18 protein-coding genes and 2 pseudogenes are annotated in these 24,122 nt (G+C 67.6%); 8 read left to right on the top strand and 12 right to left on the bottom strand.

What is annotated here, in order from left to right:
• The first annotated feature begins 67 nt into the window (after window positions 1-67).
• The 5 genes from D9V32_RS03890 to D9V32_RS03870 all read left to right on the top strand — a co-directional run bounded on the left by D9V32_RS03890 (window position 68) and on the right by D9V32_RS03870 (window position 6,837).
• The gene (locus tag D9V32_RS03890; RefSeq protein WP_121647601.1) at window positions 68-622 is read left to right on the top strand and encodes an RNA polymerase sigma factor; all 555 of its coding nucleotides are present in this window, start codon (window positions 68-70) and stop codon (window positions 620-622) included.
• Window positions 619-1,323: a methylated-DNA--[protein]-cysteine S-methyltransferase gene (locus tag D9V32_RS03885; RefSeq protein WP_121647600.1), complete on the top strand. Its 705-nt coding sequence runs from the start codon at window positions 619-621 to the stop codon at window positions 1,321-1,323. The genes D9V32_RS03890 and D9V32_RS03885 overlap by 4 nt, the downstream gene beginning before the upstream one ends.
• Entirely contained in the window at window positions 1,304-1,930 is a 627-nt protein-coding gene (locus D9V32_RS03880) for a DNA-3-methyladenine glycosylase I (protein ID WP_281272122.1), read from the top strand. Before D9V32_RS03885 ends, D9V32_RS03880 begins: the two co-directional genes overlap by 20 nt.
• 153 nt (window positions 1,931-2,083) lie before the next feature.
• Window positions 2,084-3,745: a hypothetical protein gene (locus D9V32_RS03875; RefSeq protein ID WP_121647599.1), complete on the top strand. Its 1,662-nt coding sequence runs from the start codon at window positions 2,084-2,086 to the stop codon at window positions 3,743-3,745.
• Between the two features lie 110 nt (window positions 3,746-3,855).
• Window positions 3,856-6,837, top strand: a complete 2,982-nt coding sequence (locus tag D9V32_RS03870) for a DEAD/DEAH box helicase (RefSeq protein ID WP_121647598.1) — start codon at window positions 3,856-3,858, stop codon at window positions 6,835-6,837.
• 8 nt (window positions 6,838-6,845) lie between these two features.
• Here the strand turns inward: D9V32_RS03870 and D9V32_RS03865 are convergent, their stop codons facing one another.
• From D9V32_RS03865 to D9V32_RS03845, 5 genes are all read right to left on the bottom strand, one after another.
• Window positions 6,846-7,658 carry an ABC transporter permease gene (locus D9V32_RS03865; RefSeq protein WP_121647597.1) on the bottom strand — a complete coding sequence of 271 codons (813 nt, stop codon included), beginning with the start codon at window positions 7,656-7,658 and terminating at the stop codon, window positions 6,846-6,848.
• A 54-nt stretch (window positions 7,659-7,712) separates the two neighbouring features.
• Window positions 7,713-8,732: an aliphatic sulfonate ABC transporter substrate-binding protein gene (locus D9V32_RS03860; protein WP_121647596.1), complete on the bottom strand. Its 1,020-nt coding sequence runs from the start codon at window positions 8,730-8,732 to the stop codon at window positions 7,713-7,715.
• A gap of 55 nt (window positions 8,733-8,787) precedes the next feature.
• Window positions 8,788-9,633, bottom strand: coding sequence for an ABC transporter ATP-binding protein (locus tag D9V32_RS03855; protein WP_121647595.1), 846 nt, complete (start codon window positions 9,631-9,633; stop codon window positions 8,788-8,790).
• A 98-nt stretch (window positions 9,634-9,731) separates the two neighbouring features.
• Window positions 9,732-12,968 (bottom strand): DUF4434 domain-containing protein, encoded by a 3,237-nt coding sequence (locus D9V32_RS03850; RefSeq protein WP_121647594.1) that lies wholly within the window; start codon window positions 12,966-12,968, stop codon window positions 9,732-9,734.
• Between the two features lie 126 nt (window positions 12,969-13,094).
• Window positions 13,095-13,982 (bottom strand): LysR family transcriptional regulator, encoded by an 888-nt coding sequence (locus D9V32_RS03845; protein ID WP_121647593.1) that lies wholly within the window; start codon window positions 13,980-13,982, stop codon window positions 13,095-13,097.
• On the opposite strand from D9V32_RS03845, the pseudogene D9V32_RS03840 reads away from it, so the two are divergent.
• A pseudogene (locus D9V32_RS03840) lies at window positions 13,981-15,111 on the top strand (TDT family transporter); the annotation flags it as partial. The gene D9V32_RS03845 and the pseudogene D9V32_RS03840 sit on opposite strands and share 2 nt — an antisense overlap.
• A gap of 153 nt (window positions 15,112-15,264) precedes the next feature.
• Here the strand turns inward: D9V32_RS03840 and wecB are convergent.
• Window positions 15,265-16,281, bottom strand: a pseudogene (wecB, locus tag D9V32_RS03835) (non-hydrolyzing UDP-N-acetylglucosamine 2-epimerase); the annotation flags it as partial.
• 11 nt (window positions 16,282-16,292) lie between these two features.
• Window positions 16,293-17,612 carry a VCBS repeat-containing protein gene (locus D9V32_RS03830; RefSeq protein WP_245982030.1) on the bottom strand — a complete coding sequence of 440 codons (1,320 nt, stop codon included), beginning with the start codon at window positions 17,610-17,612 and terminating at the stop codon, window positions 16,293-16,295.
• Between the two features lie 219 nt (window positions 17,613-17,831).
• Here D9V32_RS03830 and D9V32_RS03825 point away from each other — a divergent pair, with 219 nt between their 5' ends.
• Window positions 17,832-18,554, top strand: coding sequence for a hypothetical protein (locus D9V32_RS03825; RefSeq protein WP_147440387.1), 723 nt, complete (start codon window positions 17,832-17,834; stop codon window positions 18,552-18,554).
• A gap of 29 nt (window positions 18,555-18,583) precedes the next feature.
• On the opposite strand, the gene D9V32_RS03820 is transcribed toward D9V32_RS03825, so the two are convergent.
• Window positions 18,584-20,014, bottom strand: a complete 1,431-nt coding sequence (locus tag D9V32_RS03820; RefSeq protein WP_121647591.1) for an MFS transporter — start codon at window positions 20,012-20,014, stop codon at window positions 18,584-18,586.
• A 102-nt stretch (window positions 20,015-20,116) separates the two neighbouring features.
• Here D9V32_RS03820 and D9V32_RS03815 point away from each other — a divergent pair, with 102 nt between their 5' ends.
• Window positions 20,117-21,022, top strand: coding sequence for a helix-turn-helix transcriptional regulator (locus tag D9V32_RS03815; RefSeq protein WP_121647590.1), 906 nt, complete (start codon window positions 20,117-20,119; stop codon window positions 21,020-21,022).
• Between the two features lie 5 nt (window positions 21,023-21,027).
• Here the strand turns inward: D9V32_RS03815 and D9V32_RS03810 are convergent, their stop codons facing one another.
• From D9V32_RS03810 to D9V32_RS03795, 4 genes are read right to left on the bottom strand one after another with little or no spacing between them, the layout of a single operon-like run.
• Window positions 21,028-21,969 (bottom strand): LLM class flavin-dependent oxidoreductase, encoded by a 942-nt coding sequence (locus D9V32_RS03810; RefSeq protein ID WP_121647589.1) that lies wholly within the window; start codon window positions 21,967-21,969, stop codon window positions 21,028-21,030.
• Window positions 21,962-22,489, bottom strand: coding sequence for a hypothetical protein (locus tag D9V32_RS03805; protein ID WP_121647588.1), 528 nt, complete (start codon window positions 22,487-22,489; stop codon window positions 21,962-21,964). The genes D9V32_RS03810 and D9V32_RS03805 overlap by 8 nt, the downstream gene beginning before the upstream one ends.
• Complete coding sequence (locus D9V32_RS03800) at window positions 22,479-23,297, bottom strand: alpha/beta hydrolase fold domain-containing protein (protein WP_121647587.1); 819 nt, start codon at window positions 23,295-23,297, stop codon at window positions 22,479-22,481. The genes D9V32_RS03805 and D9V32_RS03800 overlap by 11 nt, the downstream gene beginning before the upstream one ends.
• Before the next feature lie 24 nt (window positions 23,298-23,321).
• Window positions 23,322-24,104, bottom strand: a complete 783-nt coding sequence (locus D9V32_RS03795) for an SDR family NAD(P)-dependent oxidoreductase (protein ID WP_121647586.1) — start codon at window positions 24,102-24,104, stop codon at window positions 23,322-23,324.
• Between the last annotated feature and the right edge of the window lie 18 nt (window positions 24,105-24,122).

Below are 24,122 nucleotides of genomic sequence, written 5' to 3'. Positions count from 1 at the left end.
GAACCTCACATTTGTGCGGGCTCGCGCGTTAGCCTGACAGAAGATCCCCTCCACACCCAAGGACGTCATGTCAGCTCTGCTTCCGTTTGAAACCGCCGTGGATCAACACGGCACCACGGTTCTGCGTGTGTGCCGCGCTGTCCTCGGCGTCCATACCGATGCCGAGGACGCCTGGTCGGAGACCTTCGCCGCCGCACTCGCCGAGTGGGAAAACCTGGCGAGCTCTGAGAATGTGCGCGGCTGGCTCGTCACCGTGGCGCATCGTAAGGCCATCGACGTACTGCGTGTTCGTACGAAGCAGGGCACCACGCTTGAACACGCGCCCGAGCCGCACTCCCGGCTCGGGCTCCCCCAGACCGACCACCTCGACCTCTACCGCGCGATCGCCGCACTCCCACCGGGGCAGCGTTCCGCCGTTACCCTGCACTATCTGGCCGGGCTTCCCTACGCCGATGTCGCCCGCGAGAGCGGGATCAGTCCCGCGGCCGCGCGGCGTGCCGGGTCCGATGGCGTTCGTACGCTGCGTGCGGCGCTCACGGTGAACGTGAGTTCACCCACTACCCCTACAGTCGTTACCCAGCCCGGCACGGGCACACACCAGGCAGACGGAGTCTCCGCATGACCAACACAGTTTCCAGCCCCCGGGTGCCCGACACGGCACCCACCGAGGCGCCGTTTACGGCCGACGCACCGTTTACGGCCGACGCACCGTTTACGTTCGGCCACGCTCCCCTGCCCGAGGAGGCAGACGTCCTCGCACGGCTGAGTGTCGCACTCCGCGAGCACGCCCGCGATACCGGAGCCCGGGACGTCGCCTACTCCGTCGTCGACTCGCCCCTCGGTCGCCTCCTGCTCGCCGCCACCGAGGTGGGGCTCGTCCGAGTCGCCTTTGAGCGCGAGGGCTTTGACGGCGTGCTCGAACACCTGGCGGAGCGGGTAGGGGCACGCATCTTCCGCGATGCCGATCCCGTATCGCATGCACTACACGAACTGAACGAGTACTTCGCCGGGGAGCGTCGCTCCTTCGACCTCACCCTCGATCGCCGTCTCACCACCCCGTTTCGCGGCGAGGTCCAGCGCTACCTGCCGAGTATCGAATACGGCCAGACCGTCAGCTACCGGGACGTCGCCGAGGCGCTCGGCCGGCCGCGAGCAATGCGCGCGGTAGGCACCGCCTGCGCCACCAACCCGCTCCCGATCGTGGTGCCCTGCCACCGGGTACTCCGCACCGACGGACAGCTGGGCGGCTACATCGGCGGACTCGAGGCGAAGCGCGCGTTGCTCTCGGCCGAGCGCAGGCATAGTGCCGGCCATCGAGGGTGACCCGGTAATCGGCGAGGACGGCCCGATCATCGGCGAGGACGGCCTGGCACGGCCCCCGTGGGCGGCACGAGACCCGCTGCTGCGCGAGTACTACGACACCGAGTGGGGCATGCCCGTGCGCGACGAAGCGGGCCTGTTTGAGCGGATCAGTCTGGAGGCATTCCAGTCCGGGCTGTCCTGGGCCACCATCCTGCGCAAGCGTCCCGCGTTCCGGAACGCCTTCACGGGGTTTCAGCCGGATGAGGTCGCGGCCTTTGACGAGCGAGACGTCGAACGACTCCTTGGGGACGCCGGAATCATCCGAAACCGACGCAAAATCGACGCCACCATTCGCAATGCCCGCGCCACGATCGAGCTGCGGGCCGATGGTGGGCTGGTCGAGTTCGTGTGGTCCTTCGGCCCCGCCACTACGCCCATGCCGCGCCGCGTCAGCGAGGTGCCAACCACCTCTGACGAATCGATCGCCCTCGCCAAGGCGCTACGCTCGCGGGGGTTCGGTTTCGTCGGCCCCACCACGATGTTTGCGCTGATGGAGGCGATCGGGATCATTGACACCCACCTCCTGGGCAGCCATCGGCGCGGAACCTCGGGAATCTGGCCCGGCTAATCTCCCACTCGGCGATCACGGCACCGAGCGTGCCCTGATTCCCGTGTGTGCTCCCGGAGTGGCCATCACAAAACTGCCATAATGTTCGGTAGCGGTAGTTCTCCCGGCACCCTCTGATCCCAGGCCGGCCCGTCCCGCGGAAAGATCGTCCGGATGGCGCCCACCGACCCCGCCGCGATTCCCAGCGTGCAGCGCGACTCACCACCCCCTGCCGGACGAACCGCGCGCGGGCGCTGGGTCCGCACGGAACTGATCGGTGTCGGCACCGCGCTGCTACTCACCACCCTGGCCGTCACGCACCTTCTCCAAACCGATCGGTCCTGGCTCCTCTTCGGCGATGGCGACTCTGTGTTTCCGCAGCTCGTACGCGCCTCCCTCCTGGCCGGCGAACCCCAGCACTGGGCCCTCTCGAGCGTGCTCTTCATCCCTGAACTCGCGCTGTACCTGATTCTCGCCGCGATTCTTCCCACCGCGCACGCCGCGCTCGTTGCCTATGCGGCCTGCTCGATGCTCCTCATCTATGGTGCCCTGCGCCTCGCCGCCGCGGCCGTCTCCCGCGGCGATAAGACACCTCGTTCGCACCCGCGCGCGGTCGGCGGCGCTCTCGCCGGGCTTGCACTCCTCACCCTGCTGACCCTGACCGAGTCGAGTATCACCCGGTCAAGTTTTGAACTCACCACGCTCGTGATGACCCCGACCTACTACGGTGCTACGACCATCGCACTGCTCCTCGGTGCCGCACTCTGCGCGTGGCTCCTCAGCACACCGCGCCCGGCCCCGCGACGCGTCCCCGTGATCCTCGCCCACATCGCACTGGCCGCCATCGTGGGCATTTCCACGCTCAGTAATCCACTGATCGGCGGGTGGTTGATTGCCCCCGCCTGCGTAGCCCTACTCTTCGTATGGAGAATGCGACGGCCGCGAACGGGGCGAGCACCCCTGACCCTCATCGCGGTCCTTTCCGGTGCGACGGTGCTGGGGTTCCTCCTCCGATTCACCCTCGGCGACCTGATTGCGAAGGAGGCCGACACCTACGTCCGACCGAACGCCCTCGCCGCCTCGCTCGATGCCTATGGTGCCGCATTTGCCACCTACATCCGCACACCGGGCGGTGTGGCGGGCACCCTGCTCGTGCTGGGTGCGCTCGCCTGCTGCGCCCAGGTGGTGCGGCGCGCGGACCGAGAGAATCGGTCGGCGGCACTGTTTCTCGGGCTGGTCTCCGTGGTCGCACCGATCATCGTGATCGGGTTCGGCATCGCACTCGGCACCGATGCGCCGCGGTACCTCGCACCGGTGTTCTTTGCCCCGCTCCTCGGCATCACCGCGCTGATAGCGGATATGCGCATCACGCCCGCGCCGATTGACGCACGCATCGGTACGGGGCGGCAGCTGCGCCTCGCCGCCATCGCGCTGACGGCGATTACAGCCCTTCTCGTCGGCCTGGTCGCGGCAACCCCGCGCCGCGCGCTCACGGATACCCTGGACCGCGATGCCGCCTGCGCCGCGAACTGGCTTGCGGCTCACGACGTGGTCGCGATCGGCTCGTTTTGGGATGCCCGCCCGGTCAACGCGCAACTGGGAATCCCGGGCCGCCTGCTGCAGGTGGATCCCGTGCTCAATCGCTACGTCTGGCTGGATAACCGGGGCACGGTGACGCCGAGCCACGCCTCCGTGCTGCTTCGCGGGCCCTGGTCACCCCTGAACGCATCCGCAGACTCCGCGGGAACCGGTGCGACCGAGACCGTGTCCTGCGGAAACTTCTCGCTGGTGGTGTACCCGGAAGCCGTGCTACCAATCGGGCCTCCGCACGCCTAAGGGCTCGACTTCGGGAAGTGTCGGTATCGCTGAGCGTTGATGCCGGAGAGTGTCGGTATCACTGAGCGTTGATGCCGGAGAGTGTCGGTGCGGAGTGAGAGAATAACCCCATGCCCGATCTGAGCTCCGCGTCCTCAAACTGGCGCGACCGGCTCATCCCCATCGCGGCCGCGCCGGCGAGCGATCCCATCCGGCTCGGGCTGCGTGCCGAGCTCCGTGAGGTCATTCCCCGCACCGCCGCCAGGTGGAACGGGCCCACCTCCCGTGCGGTCACCGCGGCATCCCTCGAGGCCCCCTCTCTGCCTGCGCACGTGCGGCTCGCCATTCGGCCGGTCCTGCGCGGTCCGCGTGGCTGGCTGACCACCGGCGTGGGTTGGAACACCATCGCGCATCAGCGCCACCGGCTCGGTCTCGGCGAGGCCGAACAGCGCTGGTTCGCGCAGTTCACGGCGCTCTACCGGGCCACGATTCCGGCCGAAACGGGGCAGGACCCTCAGTGGTACACGCTCGATGGCTTCGATAATCCGCTGCTCTGGCCTCTGCTCACCCAGGCCGTGGCGCTGAACATCCCCCTGGTGGGCTCGCGCACGGTACCGGAGATTCGCCTCGCGGGTGCGGGCACCGTGAGCCTGGATCTCAGCGAAACGGAGGAGGGTGTCCTGCTGAGGTCCCGGGTAGAGATCGATGGCGAGGAGGTACTCTCCGAACTCACCCGCGCGCTCGGCACCCACGGCGTGTATGCACTGTCCACCGAGACGCCGCGCACCCTCACCCTCGCCCCGCTGTCCACCCCCCTTCCCGCGGAGTATGCCGATCTCCTCGGCGCTTCGCCGGTGCGCGTCCCGACCGCCGAACGCCGCGAATTTGAGCGCGACTTTCTGCCCGCCCTCGCGCAGCGGGTAAGCCTACGCAGCTCCGATCAGAGCATCGCGGTGCCCGAGCCGGTGCCCGTCACCCTGATCCTGCACGTTCAGCACGAGCCTCGACACACGGTGTCGCTGCACTGGGAGTGGAGCGAGCTTCCGCCGGGCGGGGCGCCCCTCCGGGTGGCCGACGCACTTCCCGAGGGAATTCTCCCCGAGGGCTGGGCCATCGATCCCGCACCGGGCGGCCTTCCCTCCGCCCGGAAACTGCGGGACTTCGATGCCGCCGAATTTGCCACCGACCTCCTGCCCGCGTTGGCGGCGCTCCCCGGGGTCCGGGTTGAGCAGCACGGGGTGTCACCCGAGTATCGTCGGCTCCGGGGCACGCCGCAGATTTCGGTGCGCGCCGAGCCCGGCACCCGCACCGACTGGTTCGATCTCGGGGTCACCGTCACGGTAGATGGCGTTCAGATTCCCTTCGAGCCGCTGTTTCGCGCGCTGGCTCGAAACGCGCGCCGACTCAAACTCGTCGATGGCACCTATTTTTCGCTCAAGCACCCGGCCTTTGCCCCGCTCGCCGAGCTGATTCACGCGGGCAGCGATGCCGCCGAATGGATCACCTCCCCGAGCATCGGACCGCATCAGGCCACGCTCTGGAACGACCTCACCGAGCACGCCGACCACGTGGAGTCCGATCCCGCCTGGCAGCGCCTGGTGAGCGCCCTGACCGCCGAGGCTCCCAGCGAATCGGCCGAACCCGAGGGCCTCGCGGCCACACTGCGCCCGTATCAGCGTGCGGGGCTCGGGTGGCTGAAATTCGGGTATGAGCACGGCCTCGGCGGCATCCTTGCCGACGATATGGGGCTCGGTAAGACCCTGCAGTGCCTGGCCCTGATACGTCACGCCCGAACCCAGAAACCCACCGATGGCCCCTTCGTCGTAGTCGCCCCCACCTCGGTTGTGGCCAACTGGGCCGCCGAGGCCGCGCGCTTCACCCCGGGGCTCGTGGTGCGTACGGTGCGCGGCACCCGCGCCTCGGGTGAACCCGGCATCGCCGAACTCGCCGACGGTGCCGACATCCTGATCACCAGCTACACCCTGCTGCGTCTCGATCACGAGGAGTACGCCCGCCCCGCGAGCCCCTGGGCCGGACTCATCCTGGACGAGGCCCAGGCGGTCAAAAACGCGAGCGCCCAGACCCACGTTCGCGCCCGCGAGTTCCCCGCACGCTGGAAGCTGGCCCTGACCGGCACCCCGCTGGAAAACTCGCTGAGCGACCTCCATGCGCTCTTCGCGGTGGTCTCCCCGGGGCTTCTGCCGCCGGCCGCGCGCTTCACCCTCGAGTATGTGCGCCCGGTGGAGTCCGAGCCCGCGGGCATCTCGCGCGGCGTCGGGGCGGGCCGCGGGCCCGCCGACCGTGCCGCGCACCGGCTCGCGGTGCTCGCTCGTCTGCGCGAGCGCATTCGCCCCTTCGTGCTGCGCCGCACCAAGGAGGAGGTGGCCCCCGAGCTTCCCGATCGACAGGAGCAGGTGATCGAGGTCGATCTCGCCCCCGCGCATCGCGACCTTTATGACGTCTACCTCCAGCGCGAGCGCCAGAAGGTTCTCGACCTCCTCGAGGATCTCGATCGCCAACGCTTCATCGTCTTCCGCTCTCTCACACTGCTGCGCATGCTGGCGCTGGATCCCGCCCTGATCGATGCCGAGGAGCACGCCGATATTCCGGCCAGCAAGATTGACCTCCTCATCGCGCACCTCCTGGAGGCACGCGCCGAGGGCCACCGGGCCCTGGTGTTTAGCCAGTACCCCTCGTTCCTCCGCCGGATCGGCGATCGCCTCGCCGAGGTCGGTCTCGCCTGGGAGCTCCTCGACGGCTCAACCACTCACCGCCAGGAGGTCATCGACCGCTTCCAAAACGGCGACGCCCCGGTGTTCCTACTCAGCCTGCGCGCGGGCGGGGTGGGGCTTAACCTCACCGCCGCCGACTACGTATTTTTACTCGACCCCTGGTGGAATCCGGCGGCGGAAAACCAGGCGATCGACCGCGCCCATCGCATCGGCCAGACCCGGCACGTCTTCGTGTACCGCCTGATCGCGCGCGACACCATCGAGGAGAAGGTGCTTGCGCTGCAGCGCAAGAAGTCGGCACTGTTTGACGCGATGTTCACCGGCAGCGACGCCGTGGGGGCGGGGCTCACCGCCGAGGATATCCGCGGACTCCTGAGCTAGCGCGGACTCTAAGCCCAGCGCTTGTTCGCCCAGCGGGCGAAGATTCCGATCAGGGCATCGCTGAGCTTACCGATGATCGCGAGCAGGATGATCGCAAGGAAGATGCGATCGGTACGGCCGTTGTTCTGCGAGTCGGAGAGCAACCAGCCAAGCCCCATTGACGCCGCCAGTAGTTCGGCAGCCACCAGGAACAGCCACGCCTGCGCGAGCGCGAGGCGGAGGCCGGAAATCACCGAGGGCAGCACAGCGGGCAGCTGTACGGTGCGGAATAGCGCGAAACCGTTGAGGCCAAACGCTCGGGCGGCCTCGACCAGGTTGCGGTCAACGTGGCGCAGCGCGGCCGAGACGGTGGTGTACACGGGGAAGAACGCACCGATCGCGATCAGGGTCACCTTCGACACCTCGCCGTACTTGAGCCAGATGATCAGCAGCGGCACCCAGGCCAGCGAGGGCACCGTGCGCAGGGCACCGAGCGTTGGTGCCAGCAGAACGTCGCCGAGGCGCGAGAGCCCGACGATGGCCCCGAGGAAGAGACCGGCGGCCGCACCGAAGGCGAAGCCGAGGAAGACACGCTGCACCGAGATACCGATGTTGGGAAGCAGAAGACCGCGCTGGGCGAGATCCACCCCGGCATCCCACACCATCACCGGGGAGGGCAGCTGCGAGGTAGGCATGATGCCGAGCGACGCCACCGTCTGCCAGACTGCAAGCAAAACCAGCGGGATGATCGCGCCACCCAGGATTACCGTGAGCGAGCGGGACCTGCCGGTCCGCGGGCGGGCGGCGCGAACGGCGGTGGCGGGGGTGGGTGCGTGTGTCATGAGTCTTCCGGGGCATCCGCCCGCCGGCCGCGCGCACGCGGCCGGCGAGGGCGGTTAGGAGCGGTCGGTGGTCTTCGCGGCCTTCGCGAAGGTCGGGTCGAACAGGTTCTTCAGTGCGTCGTCCACCTGGGCCTGGTTTGCTACGTCACCGGTCTCGACAAACACCGGACCGATGATCTTCAGCACCTTCTCCTGGGCGTCACCGGGCACGGGATCAACATCGAAGTTGGTGCGCTCGGTGATCACGCTGGTCGCGACGGCCTGATCGAGGCTCGCGGTTTCGGCGAGGATCTTGGCGGTCTCCTCGGGGTTCTTTAGTGCCCACGCCCGTGCATCGGCGTAGACGTTGGCCACGGCCTGAACGAGTTCCGGGCTCTTCTTGATGAACGACTCGGTCGCGGCCACCACGTCATAGGAGTTGAAGTCGACGTTGCGGTAGAGGAACTTCGCACCGTTTTCCAGCGCGCCCCCCATGATCGGGTCGAGTCCCGCCCAGGCATCCACCGAACCGCCCTGCAGCGCGGACCAGCCGTCGGCGTGCTGAAGGTTTTCGATCGTGACATCCTGCGGGGTGAGGCCGGCCGATTCGAGCGACTGCAGCAGGAAGAAGTAGGGATCGGTGCCCTTGGTCGCGGCAATCTTCTTGCCCTTGAGCTCGGCCACATCGGCGATCGTGGAGTCCTTACCCACGATCAGGGCGGCCCACTCGGGCTTATTGGCGATGGTGATGGCCTTGATTTCCGAACCGTTTGCGCGGTTGAGCAGGGCGGCGGCACCTGCGGTCGAGCCCACGTCCAGTGCTCCCGCGCGCAGGCCCTCGTTGGCCTTGTTCGAGCCGGCAGACTGAATCCAGTTCACGGTCACGCCCTGATCCTTGAGGTCGGCCTCGAGCCACCCCTTGTCCTTGATGATCAGTGAGAGCGGGTTGTAGGTTGCGAAGTCGATGTTGAGGGTACCGCCCTTCGCGCCCCCGGCGGCGGGCGCGGCATCCTCGCCAGCGCAGGCCGACAGCCCCAGGGTCGTGACCGCGGCGAGCGCGATGGCGGCGAACAGGGTGCGTGAACGGGTTTTCATGGGGTTCCTTTGCTGTGTGCTGTGCTGTGTGAAAGCCTGGGGAGGGCTCGGGAAACTAGTAGGGGAAGATGGGAATGCCGGGCTCGGTTTCGATACCGCGCGCGCTGCCGTGACGGTCAATTCCGAGTCCGGAAAGCAGGCGGCCGCGCAGCTCGGCGAGCTCCGCTGATCCGCGGTCTCTGGGCCGGGTGCCGGGTACGGTGAGTTCCTCGATGATCGTCGCTCCGCTGATGCCCTCCTCGTGGCCGAGAACGATCACGCGATCGGCGAGCTGGAGCGCCTCATCCACATCGTGCGTCACGAGCAGGATGGTGGCCGGTTCGGCCTCGTGGATGCTGAGGAGGAGATCCTGCATACGCAGCTTGGTGAGCGCATCGAGCGCACCAAACGGCTCATCCAGCAGCAGGACGCCCGGGGTGCGGGCAAGCGCGCGGGCGAGCGAGGTGCGCTGCGCCATACCGCCGGAGATTTCCCGCGGGCGGTGATCGGCGAAGTCTTCCAGGCCCACGAGGGAGATCAGCCGGGCCACGCGCTCGCGACCGGCGGCGGCCGGGGTGCCCTGGGGCAGCCCCAGCGCGACGTTCTGCGTCACGGTACGCCAGGGCAGCAGCCGCGGTTCCTGGAAGCCGATCGCCGTGCGCTCATCGATACCGACGATGCTCTGTTCGTCGAGGCGCACGGCCCCGCCGGTCGCGCCGTCGAGGCCTCCCACGATGCGGAGCAGCGTGGACTTTCCACAGCCGCTCGTACCGAGGATCGCGATGACCTCGCCCGGTGCAACATCGAGCGTGACATCTCGGAGTACGCGCCGCTCCCCCTCGCTCCGGCTCGCGCCGGCGAAGGACTTTTCGACGCTGTCAAAGCGTACTCGGGCGGCGGCACTGGCAGGCACGGGACTCATCTCGGTCGGTCGGTAGCGGGGTCATCCGCCTAGCGGATTAGAGACCACGCTATCCACTCGCCGCGAGCGGTTCGTCACGAGACGTCATGAATCGTCATCTAGCTCGTTTTAGACGGCTCACTCTCGTGTGCCGTGATGGCCGCGAGGGCCAAGTGGGCGCGCCCGACGGTCCAGGGCTTGAGGCTTCCATTCCAGGACTGGATGCGGATTCTGCGCGTGGCAACGGGCGTCTCACGCACGACCCGATACGTCCGAATGAGGGTGTCGCGTCCGAGTTCCTGCGGTACCGAGGCCCCGCCACTCGAGCCAAACGGATGCCAGGTGACGTCGTCCTCGTCCGCGTACAGAACCGTCATTTCCGGCGGCAGAATGATCGAGAGCCCGTAGAGTTCCATCCAGGTAGTGGTGACCTCGCGAATGAGACGCGCCCGTGGCCCCAGATCCACGTCGTAGCTGGTGCCGTAGCGCGTTCCGGTGCCTCGCACCACATCGGCAGCGGAGGATCTGGCCCAGCGTGAGGTCTGGGGGCCAGCCGCCACATCGATCGGGTCTCCCGAGGTGAGGACCTGGAGTCGGGCGGGGGTACTCGAGGTGGGGCTCCAGGTTCCGCGCTTTCGCTGGTCGGGCGTGCTCTGCAGGTACGTCGCGTTGGAGACCTCTCGCCCCCGGGCTACGTCCGTCGAGCGAGAGGCACGCAGAGTGACCGAGTCGAGCATGAGCCATCGCTCCGGGGCCGTCCGCAGCTGAAGCTGGACGAAGCGGGCACGCCCGGCGCCGGGCAGCACGGAGTGTTCCCGGGTTGATTGTGGTGGCCGCGGCGCATCCTCGAGTGAGAGATACGGGCCCCACTCCCCCCAGGTGCCATCAGCGTTAGCGTTTCGTACCCGGCCCCCTCGAATGAACTCGATGGCCTGAGCCTCACTGCGAAGCGCGGTGATTCCCACCTCGGCCACCGACTGTTCGGTACCCAGGTCCACGGTCAGGAACGCATCCTGACCGTTTTCTGCGCCCATGAACCACCCGTTCCATCCCGACCCCGGCCCTGTTTCCGGGCCGTGTGCCCCGTCGGTGAGCCCTCGAGACCGAGTTCCGGGATAGCGCGGGGCACCGCCATCGAGGGTATACAGCAGCGGAGCGGGATTGAATCGCCGCAGGGAATAGCGTGCGCCGAGCGCGACATTTGTCTCGTTCTCGTTCTGCACAAAAACCTGCCCCGCGAGGGACCAGCTGTCGGCGCGCTGCTGGATCGCGAACCGAATGCGCGTCACCCCCACGATGGTGCGCACCGCCGTATGCCAGTACCAGCCCGAACCTCTCTTGTCGCCTATCCCCGCGCGGGCACGGGTGACCGCGGGCAGCGAGGCGATGAGCGTTCCCGAGGAGTCGTACAGCATGGCCTCCACGGCCGTGGGGGCGTAGACGTTGTTCGGGGGATCGTGCATCCACTGCGTTCCGATGCTCCGCAGTGCCGCATCCGCCGAGCCGTTTACGGAGGTGAGGTCAAGGGTCAGTACCCAGTACCCCGCGCGGCCCTTACTGTACTGGCCCTGCCAGCCCTGCTCAAGATCGGCCGGGGAGCCGAGGATCCCGTCGGTCAGGGCACCGCGGAAGAAGTGGCGCTCCGCCTCCTTTTCGTTGGGCTCGAGCACCGGTGCCAGAGGCTCCGGGATATCCGGGTAGAAGGCTGGATCGATCGCGATCGGGGTGGAGACGGGCCCGATTCCGCTCGCCCCCACACTCACGCCCTCCGCCGTTTTTGACAGCGCATAGGGCGCGCCAAATGCCAGGTTGAACGCGTCTACCGAGGGTGCGGGATCCCTCATTTCGAGCGCGCCACCCGTCCACTCCACAACCGCCATCAGGGGCTCGGTAGAGGGCGAGAACGTCCCCCAGTAGTCGAACGCCCACACCTGATATACGGCGGTGCGGCCCGGGCTCAGCTGATGGTCGAGATGAATGTTCGGCCCCTCGGCCGGATACTCAGCAATCACACGACCATCGCGGCGCACCTGATAGCCGGCAACCGTATACTCCGTTTCCGTGATCTCCTCGGGAGTGCTGGCACCCTCGGGTAGCGTGACGGGTGCGAGGGGTGTCGAAGCGCCCCAGGTTACCCGGGCTGTGGTGAGTGGGTCACCCTCGATGCCCACCGAAATACTCGCGTCCTGAGGCGCGCCAAGCCGGCTCTTGGGCGCAGATTCCCCGGCGACCCACGCCCGGTAGGCCCGGGCGTACGGCTCATCACGCGGCACCCGGGGGTCCATGACGTGAATCGAAAACATGATGAGGTCCGTCGCACCCGCACGCTTCATCGCCGCCAGGTTGCGGGAGAGCTGCCGCACCCCCATGTGCGTGATGCCGGCATTTTGATCGCGATAGTTTTCGGCATTACCCCAGACCTGCGCACCCGGGGTTCCGGATCGATCGCGTGCCGAGACGAGGGGCGCAAACCAGCGGGCAATATCGCTCTCGTCGGTCTTGCCCGATCCGGCACCATCCTGGGGGGCGACGATGTTCACGCTGGTGGTGCTGAACACCCGCGCCCAGGTGCGCTCCCAGCCGCCCAGCCGCTCGAATTCGTCGGAAGACTGGGGCGATCGCGTCATGGGACTGAAGAGTGGTGACACGAGAATGTTTGGGAGATCCGTGATCTCCATTGCCGCGCGGGAGGTGGGGGCGAGATAGTCGTCGACGTAGGCGCGGGTATTGTCAGAGTTGGCGCCGGTGCCGCTGAACCTATTCATCCGATAGCCCTCGATCTCGTAGGGCAGGTACCAGCCCACGATCGTGCCGGCGTAGTCGGCGCCGAACTCGGCCCAGATCGTGCGAATCGTGGCCGCCGCGCGATCGGCCTCCACGCGCAGCCAATCCGGATTGTTCCAGCCTGCCGCGGGCTTAAACCACGTGGGTTGGTCTACGCCCAGACCGATCGTGACCTCTAGTCCGAGTTTTTTCGCCGCCTGCAGGACATAGCCGAGCTGCTTATCCAGTCCCGTCCGGTTGCCACTAAAGGGGGGATAAATGGGCTTGCTGGTGACGACGTCCCTATTCGAGAAGTATGGTACCCACTCGGGAACCGGCTTGTTGTCGATGATACGAGCCTCGGCGACTGCCTGAACGATGATGCCCTCGACGCTCGAGTCTTTCAACGGTCCGAGGGATTCCAGCCAGTCCTCCGGTGAGAACTGTGGTTTGCCAGAGGGGTTGTTGTACGAGATACGTACAAAAACGGCACTCGGATTGATCCGCCCATCGGTATCTCCGTTCGCCGGGATACACTCCGGGGTGCCCCCAATCCGGCTGATGCTATCGTCTCGTGCCACGCTGCTGTTCATGTTGCGCCGCCCTTCCCGCGGTCACCAATTTTCCTCACGGTAGGCGCGAAAACTGTGTGCAAACATGATGCAATTCCGTGAATTCTGTGTCCGATCAGGCGTTATGTTCGGGGGGGGGGTGGCGCCCTACCTGTCCGCGATCAGGTCGAGCAGCGCTCGGGCGGGCGTCGAGAGCTCGGTGCCGCGTGCCCACACGACACTCAGCGGCCGGGTGATCCGCAGCCCGCGTACCCTCACCCGCACGAGCGTGCCGGCTCTCAGCGCCTCGGTGACCGCGAGCACGCTGAGCACGGCCGGAGCATCACCCGCGGCGGCCATGGCGCGCACCATGGCGGTGGTGGGCAGCACCGCGGCGGGTACCGCTCGGTCTTCCCTGCCGTCGAGCGCAAGATCGAGGGCCTCCCGGGTTCCGGAGCCGGCTTCCCGAACGACGAGTGGCCGGGTAGCGAGCTCGGTCGGGGTAACCCCGGAAATACGCCGGGCCCAGGGGTGACCGGGGGCGACCACGGTCACGAGTTCATCGGTGGCGAACCGCCGTGACGCGAGGTCGGTGGGCGCCGTCGGGGTCTCCACAAAGCCGATATCGGCACGGCCTGCGCGCACCGATTCCGCCACCGCCGCGCTGTTAGCCGCGGTGAGTTCCACCGCCGGAGCCCCGGCAACGCGCAGCCGGTGCAACCACTCGGGAACGAGGTATTCGGCGATGGTGAGGCTCGCGGCGACGCGCAGGGGTGCCGGATCCGCTTCGACCAGGGTGCGGACGGACGCCGCGAAGACATCGGCCGCGGACACCACGTCGGCGGCCCAGCCGGCAATCACCGAACCCTCGGCCGTCATCGCCGAGCCCCGCGCGGATCTGCGCACGAGCGGCACACCCAGCCGAGCCTCGAGGGTGCGCATTCGCGCGGATACCGCCTGCTGCGTCACCCCGAGCCGCCCGGCAGCGGCCGAGAAGCTCCCGGTTTCGGCCACCGCCACCAGCACCCTCAGCGACGCGGTATCACTCTCCGACATGCCCACCTCCAGCCACAATGAAGCCTTGTATGCCCCCAATCGTATCCGTCTACCCCGCCCCGTGTCGCGGGAGAAGGATGGAGACATGACCACCCCGCTCGCCCCCGCCACCCGGCTCCCCCTCACCGTGCAAAACCTCACCCCCAACTGGTTCGCCGCGGTGATGGGCACCGGAATCGTTGCCACCGCGGCCGCAACGCTCCCGCAGCGCACGCCCTGGCTGCTCGATACCGCCCGAGTCGTCTGGCTCCTCGCCGCGATCCTCCTGGTGACGCTCCTGGCGGCGACCGCCCGCCATCACCGTCGCTACCCGGACATCGCGCGCGGGCACCACCGACACCCGGTGTTCGCACACTTCTACGGCGCACTCCCGATGGCGATCCTGACGGTGGGTTCCGGAGCACTCCTGCTGGGCGAACCGATCCTCGGAACCGCGGCGCTCCCGCTGGCCTGGACGTGCTGGGGCATCGGCACCCTGCTGGGCATCGGGTGCGCCGTCGCGCTCCCCCTGCTGGCGATCACCGGAAGGCTCACGCTCCGCACCAAGGAGGCTTTCGGCGGCTGGCTGATGCCCGTGGTCCCCCCGATGGTGTCCGCGACCGGTGGTGCCCTCCTCGCACCCAGCCTGGCCACCGCGGGGCAACGCGTCACCCTGATGCTCGTCTGCGCGGCGCTCTTCGGGATGAGCCTGATCGCCTCGCTCATCATCATCGGGTGCATCTGGATGCGCCTCCTCCGGGGCGGGCCGGGCGCCGCGGGCACAGTTCCCACCCTCTGGATTGTGCTCGGCCCGCTCGGCCAATCGGTGACCGCGGCGAGCACGCTGGCTGCCGCCGCGCGGGGCACGCTCTCCCCCGCACACGCCGAGACGGCGGCCCTCCTCGCGATTGCTTACGGCACTCCGGTGCTCGGCTTTGCGCTGCTCTGGGCACTGATCGCCGGGGCCATCACCCTCCGAACCATCCGCCACGGGCTCCCATTTTCACTCACCTGGTGGTCGTTCACCTTTCCGGTAGGGACCTGCGTCACCGGGCTCAGCGGGTTGGCCGGGCTCACCGGATCTGCGGCCCTCGCCGGTGCCGCGCTGGGCGGATACATCGTTCTGGTCTGCGCCTGGCTGGTTGTGGCGTCCCTGACCGTCCGGGGCGCGCTGGTGCGCCGCGATCTGCTGGCCGGCCCCTCCGTCGCCCACTCCCCGCGCGGCCACCCCGAGGAACTCCGCGATGGCAGCGACCGAGCGCTCGGTCGCGTGGCCATCCCCGTAGGGGTACGGTGCCTCGGCCATCGCCGCATACTCCTCGGGATCGGTGAGGAGACGGTCCACGGCGGCGACGATCTGGACACGGTCGACACCCACGAGGCGGGCGGCCCCGGTGGAGAGGCTCTCATGCCGCTCGGTTACCCGGCGCATCACGAGCGTCGGAATGTGTAGGGCCGGCCCTTCCTCCTCGGCCCCCGAGCTGTCGGAGAGGATCACCGCACTGCGGCGAAGTAGCCGGCAGAACGCGAGATAGGGCAGCGGATCGATCAGGGTGATGTTGCGAACATCGGAGAGCGCGGGCACGAGGACGTCTCGAACCGCTGGATTCGGGTGCACGGGAATCACGATACGCACATCGTGCCGGCGCGCAATCTCGGCCAGGGCACCGGCGATCTCTCGCATCGGGGCACCATGACTCACTCGATGGTGGGCAGAGGCCACGATCACGCGGCGCGGATCCGCATCGAGGTCCGCCAGGAGCGGATCCTCATAGTCGCCCGTGCGAGACAGGCCCCAGTGCAGGGAATCCACCACCGTATTGCCCGTGATCGCGATGGCCGCCTCGGCAATCCCCTCCCGAATAAGGTTGGCGAAGTTTCCACGGGTGGGTGCCAGGTGCAGCGCGGCAAGCTGTGCGACGAGCTTTCGGTTTCCCTCCTCCGGATACGGCGATTCCGGATCCCCACTGCGTAGCCCCGCCTCAACGTGAACGATGGGGATTTCCGCGAGGAAGGCGGCGAGAGCTCCCGCGAGGGTCGTGGCGGTATCCCCGTGCACGAGCACAACGTCGAGGCCGCGGAGTGCCGGCGACGACCCAAACTGTGCGAGCGCACGATGGGTCACCTCGGTGAGCGACTGGCCCGGCCGCATGATCGCGAAGTTCGCATCGGCCACGACCTCGCACTCCCGCAGCGTGTGTTCCAACATCTCGGCCTGCTGCCCGGTGGAGATTACGCGGAGGGTAAAGCGCGGATCGGCGCGGAGGGCGCGAATAATCGGCGCGAGCTTGACCGCCTCGGGACGGGTCCCGAGGATCACTCCGATGGACTTCACCGTCGGGATCCGCTCTGCTGACCGGCCGCGAGCGCGTCGACTGCGAGCGCGTCGGCTGCGTGTCGGTGCAGCGTGATCTCGGCCCGCGGTGCCACGAAGTAGTGTTCCACCGAGTACGAGATGGTCGCGAAATCGGCGGTACCCGTGCCGTCGAAGTCGGCAACCACGATGCGGGCAACCGACTCCTCGCCCACCCGCCAGCGCAGGAAGAGCCCGCGCGCCGCATCAACCGCCTTGTAGTAGAACACACCCTGCCACGGGGCGGGACCGCGCAACCCGATCAGGAACTCATCATCACCATCGCCGTCGAAGTCGGCGGTGATCACCGAGTGGCCGGGGCCCTCCCCGTTTTCGTTCGGATCGCCGAACGTATCCAGCACAAATCGGTCCCAGGTGTCCGGGGTACCCGGCCGTCGCACGTAGACGGCGATCGTGTTGCCGTGAAAGGGTTCGATCGCCGCCACGTAGGCGAGTGGATCGTCGCCCAGCCGGCCCCCGTCGAGGTCCCCGCTCCCCCGAAACGTGGTGCGTTCAAACTGTCCGGATTCGCCCTCACCGAGGTGTTCAAACACCCATTCGCCCTCGGTGAAGTACAGCCAGGTGACACCCTCATCGGAGGCCATCAGGACGCCGTCCCTGCCATTCGCTTCGGGCCCTGGACGTTTTGCGACTCCGTGCACCATGCGAAATCGATTGTCCGAGATGACCTCCCGGTCCCACTGTGTCGCGGTGTTGAGATCGTCCGGCTCGGTGAAGAGCACGATCGGGAGTACCGCGTGCACGCTCGCTACCGCGACGATGGGAAACCCGAGAATCTGAATACGATCGTTGCGGGTAAAGTGCCCCACCCGGAGACGGTGCATACCGACGGCACGCCCCACGTGGTGCCGCGGCCAGCGCTCGCCCCGCCGTGCGGCATCGGCCCCCGGGTTTTCCAGCCAGTCGATCCTGCCACCCTCTGGATCGGCGTGATGGATCGTTCCTCCCGGCCCGTAGAGCTGGTAGCAGACCACGTAGTCGTCACCGCCGTGGCCGGTGATATTACCGAAGTCGGCGCCCACGGGTTCGACGATACCGTCGATAAGGAGCCGCTTGTCCCAGGTTGGATTTTCGTACCAGTAGAGCTCGCCGGTCGCCAGCCCGTGCCCCACGAGGTCGGGGGTGCCGTCGCCGGTGATGTCCGGGGTTTCGAGCCAGTAGCCGTCGCGCAGAAAATCGGTGACCGTCTCGGCCTGAAACTGTGGCGGGGTGATCCGTGAAATACCCCGCAGTGGAACGGGCGCAGGTGGGCGAAAGCCCGGGATGTTATAGGACATGGTCTGTGTGCCTCACTCCGGAAATGCGTGAACGCATTCGCCAGCTCGCGCATTTCCGGGAGACCGCGCTGGCACTCCCACTCTCACGTGGACGCCTATAGCGAGCAATGCCCCTGTGCGACCTACCCCTCCGTCGCCTAGCCTCATCCGGGATAGGCGGATTCCTCGGCACGTTGAGATCGTTGGGCGTATGCGCTTCACCGATCGAAGGGTTCCACCATGTCCGGTACATTCAGCACTGAGCCAGGCTTTTCCTCGGGTGTCCAACGAGCCGAAATCGTGACCGATGCCGATCACTGGGAGCTCACGCACCGGGCGGTCGTGGTCAACCTCGCCGCGAGCCCCGCCCGCATCGATGTGCCGCTCGGAGGGGTTATCCGCCCGCTGAGCTCCACGCTGCTCACCGCGGGCACCCCGGTCAGCGGGGCGCTGCTCGGGGTGTTTCCGGTCCCAGAGCAGGCCCCGACGGAGGAGAGTGTTCGCGCGCTCGGATGGCAGGACTTCTTCGGTTCCCGCCCGGTCGGGGGCGAGGAAAATCCAGGCGTCCCGGTGCTGCTGCGCTCGCCGCAGGCAATCGTCGGCTCGGTGAGCTTGGTTCCCGCTCACGCGCTCGAGGATTCCCGAGCTGGCGCATCACCGCAGGAATACGTGGTGCGGCTCAACCTCTGGTTCAGCCCGGCCGGAACGCACTGCGGCATCCACCGCGAGCACCCGTTTATTGAGACACACACGCAGCTCGTCGGGCGGGGGCGGATGCAGAAGTTCCGCACGCGCGATCCCGAAACCCTCTTTGAGGAACAGCTGCTGGCCCCGGGACAAACACAGCCCACGATCTTCGGCCGCTGGGACCACGGCACCCTCACATACCCGTGGCATCAGTACCACGCCGAGACCGACGTGATCTGGTTGGCAGTCGAGTATCACGCCCAGCGATCCGCGTAGTCTGGGTGGGCGGGTGCCGCGGTCCGGCTCTAGGGGGCCTCGACGGGCGAACGCTTCGGCAGGCGCAGACTGATCGCGATGATGACGCCCGATACCAGTGCAATGGCCGCATTGACCGCTATGGCCAGCTGGATCCCGGAGAGCAGCCCCACGGCCAATTGGCTCGCGAGCACTGCAGACATAACGGGCGTTCCCAGGGTGATGCCCACCTGCTGGCTCATCGTCACCAACCCGGTTGCGAGGCCCTGCTGCTCGGGCGGAACCGCGGTCGTCGCGGTCACCGTGTAGCCGACGATCGCGACCAGGTTGGCGATGCCGCCGATGAAGGTGAAGATAAGCAGCGGAATGACCCAGCCGCTGGACTGATCCGCGAGGGCAAGCGGCAGCGTGGCCAGCCCCTGGAGCACCAGGCCCACCACGATCGCGAACTTCGCGTTTGTGCGCCCGATCACCCGCGGGGCAATCAACCCGCCGATTACCGTACCGATGCCGAGCACACCGAGCATGAGCCCCGCGGATACCGCGTTGAACCCCAGGATTTCCTGCAGGTAGAGCGTAAGCACAAACACCAGTGAGGTCTCGGTGGCGAAGGCGATCAGCCCGGCAATATTCCCCCAGGCGACGTTTGGTCGCCGCAGCATCGAGAGCGCGACGAGGGGCTCTCGTACCCGGCGTTCGATGGCCCAGAACGCGATGAACAGCAGAATGGCCGCGGCGATCGGTGCCCAGGCGCCGACACTCGCCCAGCCGTCATCGCCGGCGTTCGTGATGCCCCAGACCAGGAGTCCGAGGGCCAGGGTAACCGTAAATGCCCCCGGAATATCAAGCTTCGGCCGGTTATCGGCGCGTTTCTCACGCAGCACGAACGGCGCGATCACGATCACCGCGAGGGCGACCACGACGTTGATAAAGAACGCCCATCGCCAGCTCACTACGCCGGTGAGTACCCCACCGAGCACGGCCCCACCGGTAAACCCCGCGGCCATCAGCGCGCCATTGAGACCGAGCACCCGGCTGCGTGCCGGCCCCTCGGGGAAGGTCGTGGTCATCAGCGAGAGTGCCGCGGGCGTCACCATCGCGGTCGCGATGCCCTGGCCCACGCGAGCGAGGATCAGCACGGTCGGGTCAAGTGCAAGCCCGCCGAGGAGCGAGCTCAGCCCGAGCAGGACGATACCCGCGAGAAAGAGCCGCTTGCGCCCGAACAGATCGGCTACCCGGCCGAAAAACAGGGTGAAGCCGGCCGCGCAGAGCGCAAACGACGTGACGATCCACTGCAGGCTCTCGGTGGGGAATCCCAGTTCGGCACCGATGTGCGGCAGCGCGACGTTGAGGATGGAGAAGTCCACGGCCAGGGTGAAGTTGGCCGTGAGGAGAACGCCGAGGGCGAGGCGCTGAACGGGGGTGAGCCGGGCGGGGCGGGACGCGTGGTCCGCGGAGGTTCCCGATTGTTGAGATGACATGGTTCTCATCCTGAGGGGCCGGGTTTTTCCTAGCCAGGTCCCCGAGAGTCCTAACACTCACAGGGGTACTCTAACTTCGATCCGGAACAGCAGAATGGAGCTATGGACAACACCGCGACACCGCCACCGGCAGAGACACCGGGCGACACATCGGGCGAGGGCGGTCCGGGTGAGCTCGGGCGGTTTCTTCGTTCCCGACGCGATCGGCTCACCCCCGAGGATGTTGGCGTGCGCTCCTACGGGCGGCGGCGGGTGAGCGGGCTTCGCCGGGAGGAGCTCGCTCCCCTCGCCGGGGTGTCCGTCACCTACTACACGCGGCTCGAGCAGGGGCAGTCGCAGAACGCGTCAGACTCGGTCATCGAGGCCCTCGCCCGCGCACTCCAACTTCGCCCGGATGAGCGCGCACACCTGTTCGCGCTGGCTCGCCCGGGCATGGTGAAGCGGCCAGCGATCGCCCAACCGGAGATTCCAAATCCGGGTGCCTGTCAGTTGCTTCACGCCATGGAGACCGTGCCGGCCCTGCTCCTGGGGCACAGCAACGACGTCCTCGCCTGGAATCGCGCGGGGCACCGCCTGCTCGCCGGGCACCTCCCCTTTGACGCCCCGGCCACGGCAACGCACCGGCCGAACCACCTCCGGATGCTGTTCCTCGATCGACACTCCCGAGCGCTCTACCGCAACTGGCAGGCCGAGGCCGAGGTGGCGGTCGGATCGCTGCGCTACATCGCCGCCCAGTTTCCCGACGACCAGCGCCTGCACGAGCTCATTCACGACCTCAATCTGCACAGCACCGAGTTCTCGCGGCTCTGGACGGAGCACACCGTCCAGTTCTGCACCAGCGGTACCAAAATGCTGCGCCATCCGGAGGTCGGCGACCTCGACGTCGACTACGAGATACTGCACCTGCCCGAGGGCGAGGGGCAGCGCATTCTCACCCACTCGACCGCCCCGGGCACGCCCGCCCACACGACCCTGCGTCGCCTGTTGAGCGGGCCGCTACCCGGATAGCGCTCCTACCCGCCCCCGTCGCGCCGGAAGGCCTCGGCGAGGAGCATGTACGAGTGAGCGCGCACCCGCGGATCACTGGTCAGGGTGTTCACCATGACCTCATCGGTGCCGTGGATGCCCGCGAGCTCGCGCACCCGTTGCGCGAGCAGGTGCGGCGTCCCGTGCAGAATCTCGGCCTCGCGGACATCCGCCCGGACACGCTCGGCCTCCGACCAGGTGCCGTGGGCTGCCCGCTCGATACTCGGAATCGGGCCGTCGATTCCGAGGTCCTTACGTGCGCGCCAGAGGGCCATTGCGCGGGCCAGACAGCGTGCTTCCTCCGCGGTGTCGGCCGTCACCGCACGAACCGCAAGGATCGCGAATCCCGGTCGGGATTCGTGCGCTTCTCGATAGGCGTGTAGCCCCCGTGCCGTCGCACTCGGAGCCAGAAAGTGCCCCTGCGCATAGCCCGCACCGAGCTGCCCCGCCAGCGTCGCCGAGGATCCGCCGGCTCCGAGCACCCAGACGCGGTGCTCGGGCTCGCGAGCCGCCTCGGGAAAGCCGGGCGGCAGCAGTGAGCGCACGCCCTCGAGTCGTTCGCGAAAGTCCATCGCGGCAAACGCCGCACGACCGACTCCGATATCCACGCGATCGCCATGGATCCGCTGCAGAAGGCCCAGCGACTCGGCGACCTTTTGTGGGGCATAGAGCGGAAGTAGGATGCCCCCGGTCCCCACCCGAATGCGCGAGGTGAGCTGGAGCGCGAGCGCGGTCAGGATCTCGGGGGCGGCACCCCCGAAGGACAGCGAGTTGTGATGCTCGGCAAACCAGAGGCGATGATACCCCTCCCGATCGGCGAGTTCGGCCAGGCTCAGGCTTTCGCGCAGCGTGGCATCGCGATCCAGATCGTCCGTGATCGGCGACTGGTCCAGGATCGAGAGTCGCAGATCACGCAAGGCCTCACCCATGCTCGGCCACCCCGGCAACTCGCCGCCGGGCGGTGGCGGGGATGATCCGCCAGTTACCCCCGGTCTGAAATACCAGGTTGTGAATGTCACCGGCGGCGATACTGCGAATAATCGGCAGCAGTTCCAGGGCCTGGGCGTCGGAGTCGACGTTGAGCGGCCACTCCCCGACCGTTGCGCCGCGGATATGCGGATGGTGGAACCGGGCACCGTAGGTTGCGATGACGCTGATCGGGGCGAGCCCGACGTCGCGCTGTTCGGGCCAGCTCAGCAGCCAGGAAGAGACCAGGCCGCCACTCGGGTCGCGGAACGGCCCGGTGCCCTCGGTTCGGCCGGTTCCCAGGAGCAGGGTCGCGTTGATCTCGCCGAGCGCCTGCCGCACGGGTGACTCGAGGTGCAGGATGGCTCGTTCAAACGCCCTCTCCTTTCCCTGCCGGGTGGTCTCGCCAAAGTGGTCGCCGTCGCGCAGGTCGGCGAAGTGCCGCTCAAGCGCCTTCAGGGTGCCGCGAGGTTCAGTGTTCATGGGTGTGGTTCCGTTCCGTATGGGTGGGGCGGTGCACGAGCGTGAGTGCCTCCGCAAGGGTGTGAAGAATTCGGCTGTGCGGGGTGAGGATGTCACCGTGGCGAATGCCGGGGAGAACGCTCAGGCGCACCAAGACGCCCGCGCCGCGCAGGTCACTGGCGTAGGCCTCAACGTCATCGCGCACCGGGTCGAGCGACCCGACCGCGAGGACGGCGGGGCACACCCCGGCCAGGGAGGGCGCATCCCGCGGCGTGGCACGGAGGCGGGTGCCGTCCGTCGCGAGGTTCTTCCGGGTCGGGTCGCCGAGCCAGTCACGCCACTGGGCGCGGAGGGTCAGCGGATCCGGAAACCCGGCGGGGTCGGTGAAGTAGGAGGGTGCACGGCACTCGGGATCGTAGGGCGGGTAGGCGAGGATCTGGGCCCGCAGGGGCTCCCTGCGATCCCGAGCGACCACCGCCGCAGCGGCGGCGAGGGTACCGCCCACGCTGTCGCCCCCGACCGAGATCACCCCGAGGGGATCCACCGATCGCACCCAGGCGATGGCAGCGAGCATATCGATCAGGGCGTCGGGGTGGCGTGACTCGGGCGCGAGACGGTAGTTCACCGAGAGCACGGTTACCCCGGTGAGCCGGGCAAGGTTTGCCGTGGCACCGGCCCAGGTCTCGGCGCTGCCGTGGTGCCAGGAGCCTCCGTGGGCCCAGACGAGCCATCCGGGGTTGTCCGGGCGAGCTGGCCGATGCAGGACGGCGTCGCCCCGGTGACCGTCTGCGGTGGGGATCGCCACCCGCCAGGTCTGCACGTCACCCATGATTCGCGCTCACCGTTCCAGCGCTCATATTTGCCGCAGCGCTCCGCCGTCGACCGACCACTCGGCCCCGGTGACCTGCGAGGCTCGCGGAGATAGCAGGTAGGCGATCGGGGCGGCAACGTCGATCGGGGTGCCGATTCGCCCGCTGGGGAGGCGACGCTCGCCGGTGATGAAGTGGGCGATGGCGTCCTCCGGCGGTAGCTCGAATCGCTGCGAGAGCTTCTCGGCAAAGCCCCCCGGGGCATCAAACAGGGCGGTACGGGTGGGCCCCGGCGACACCACGTTCGAACGGATGCGGCCGCCGTATTCGATGGCGAGCGACTTCGAAATCGAGAGCAGTGCGGCCTTTGCCGCCGCGTAGTCGGCGATCGTGGGGTCGGGCATACGCGCGGCCTCGCTCGCGACGTGGACGATCGCGCCCGCGGTATCTCCCATACCGAGCGCCGGAAGCGCCGCGGTGACCAGGCGCACCCCGGCAAACACCGCGAGTTCGAAGGTGCGATGCCACTGATCATCATCGATGTCGGTGAATCCCGCTCGGGCATCGAGCGCCGCCGCGTTGTTGACGAGTCCGTCGAGCCGGCCGTGCCGGCCCAGGGTGTGGGTTACCGCCGCGGCCGCACTCGAGGGATCGGTGAGGTCGGCGCGGAAGAGTTCGGCGCCGGACGGCAGCGGCGTGTCCGAGCTTCCGCGGGCGATTACCACCACGCGCGCGCCCTCCTCCACGAGGAGCGTGGTCGTGGCGAGTCCGATCCCGCTGGTGCCTCCACTCACGATGATGACCCTGCCGTCGAGTTTGAGTTCCATGCTGTTGACCTTTCTGTG

Origin of the sequence: Mycetocola tolaasinivorans (assembly GCF_003667565.1) — a bacterium.
In the GTDB taxonomy this organism is placed as follows: Bacteria; Actinomycetota; Actinomycetes; order Actinomycetales; family Microbacteriaceae; genus Mycetocola; species Mycetocola tolaasinivorans.
This window is presented reverse-complemented; position numbering and strand designations above follow the sequence as displayed.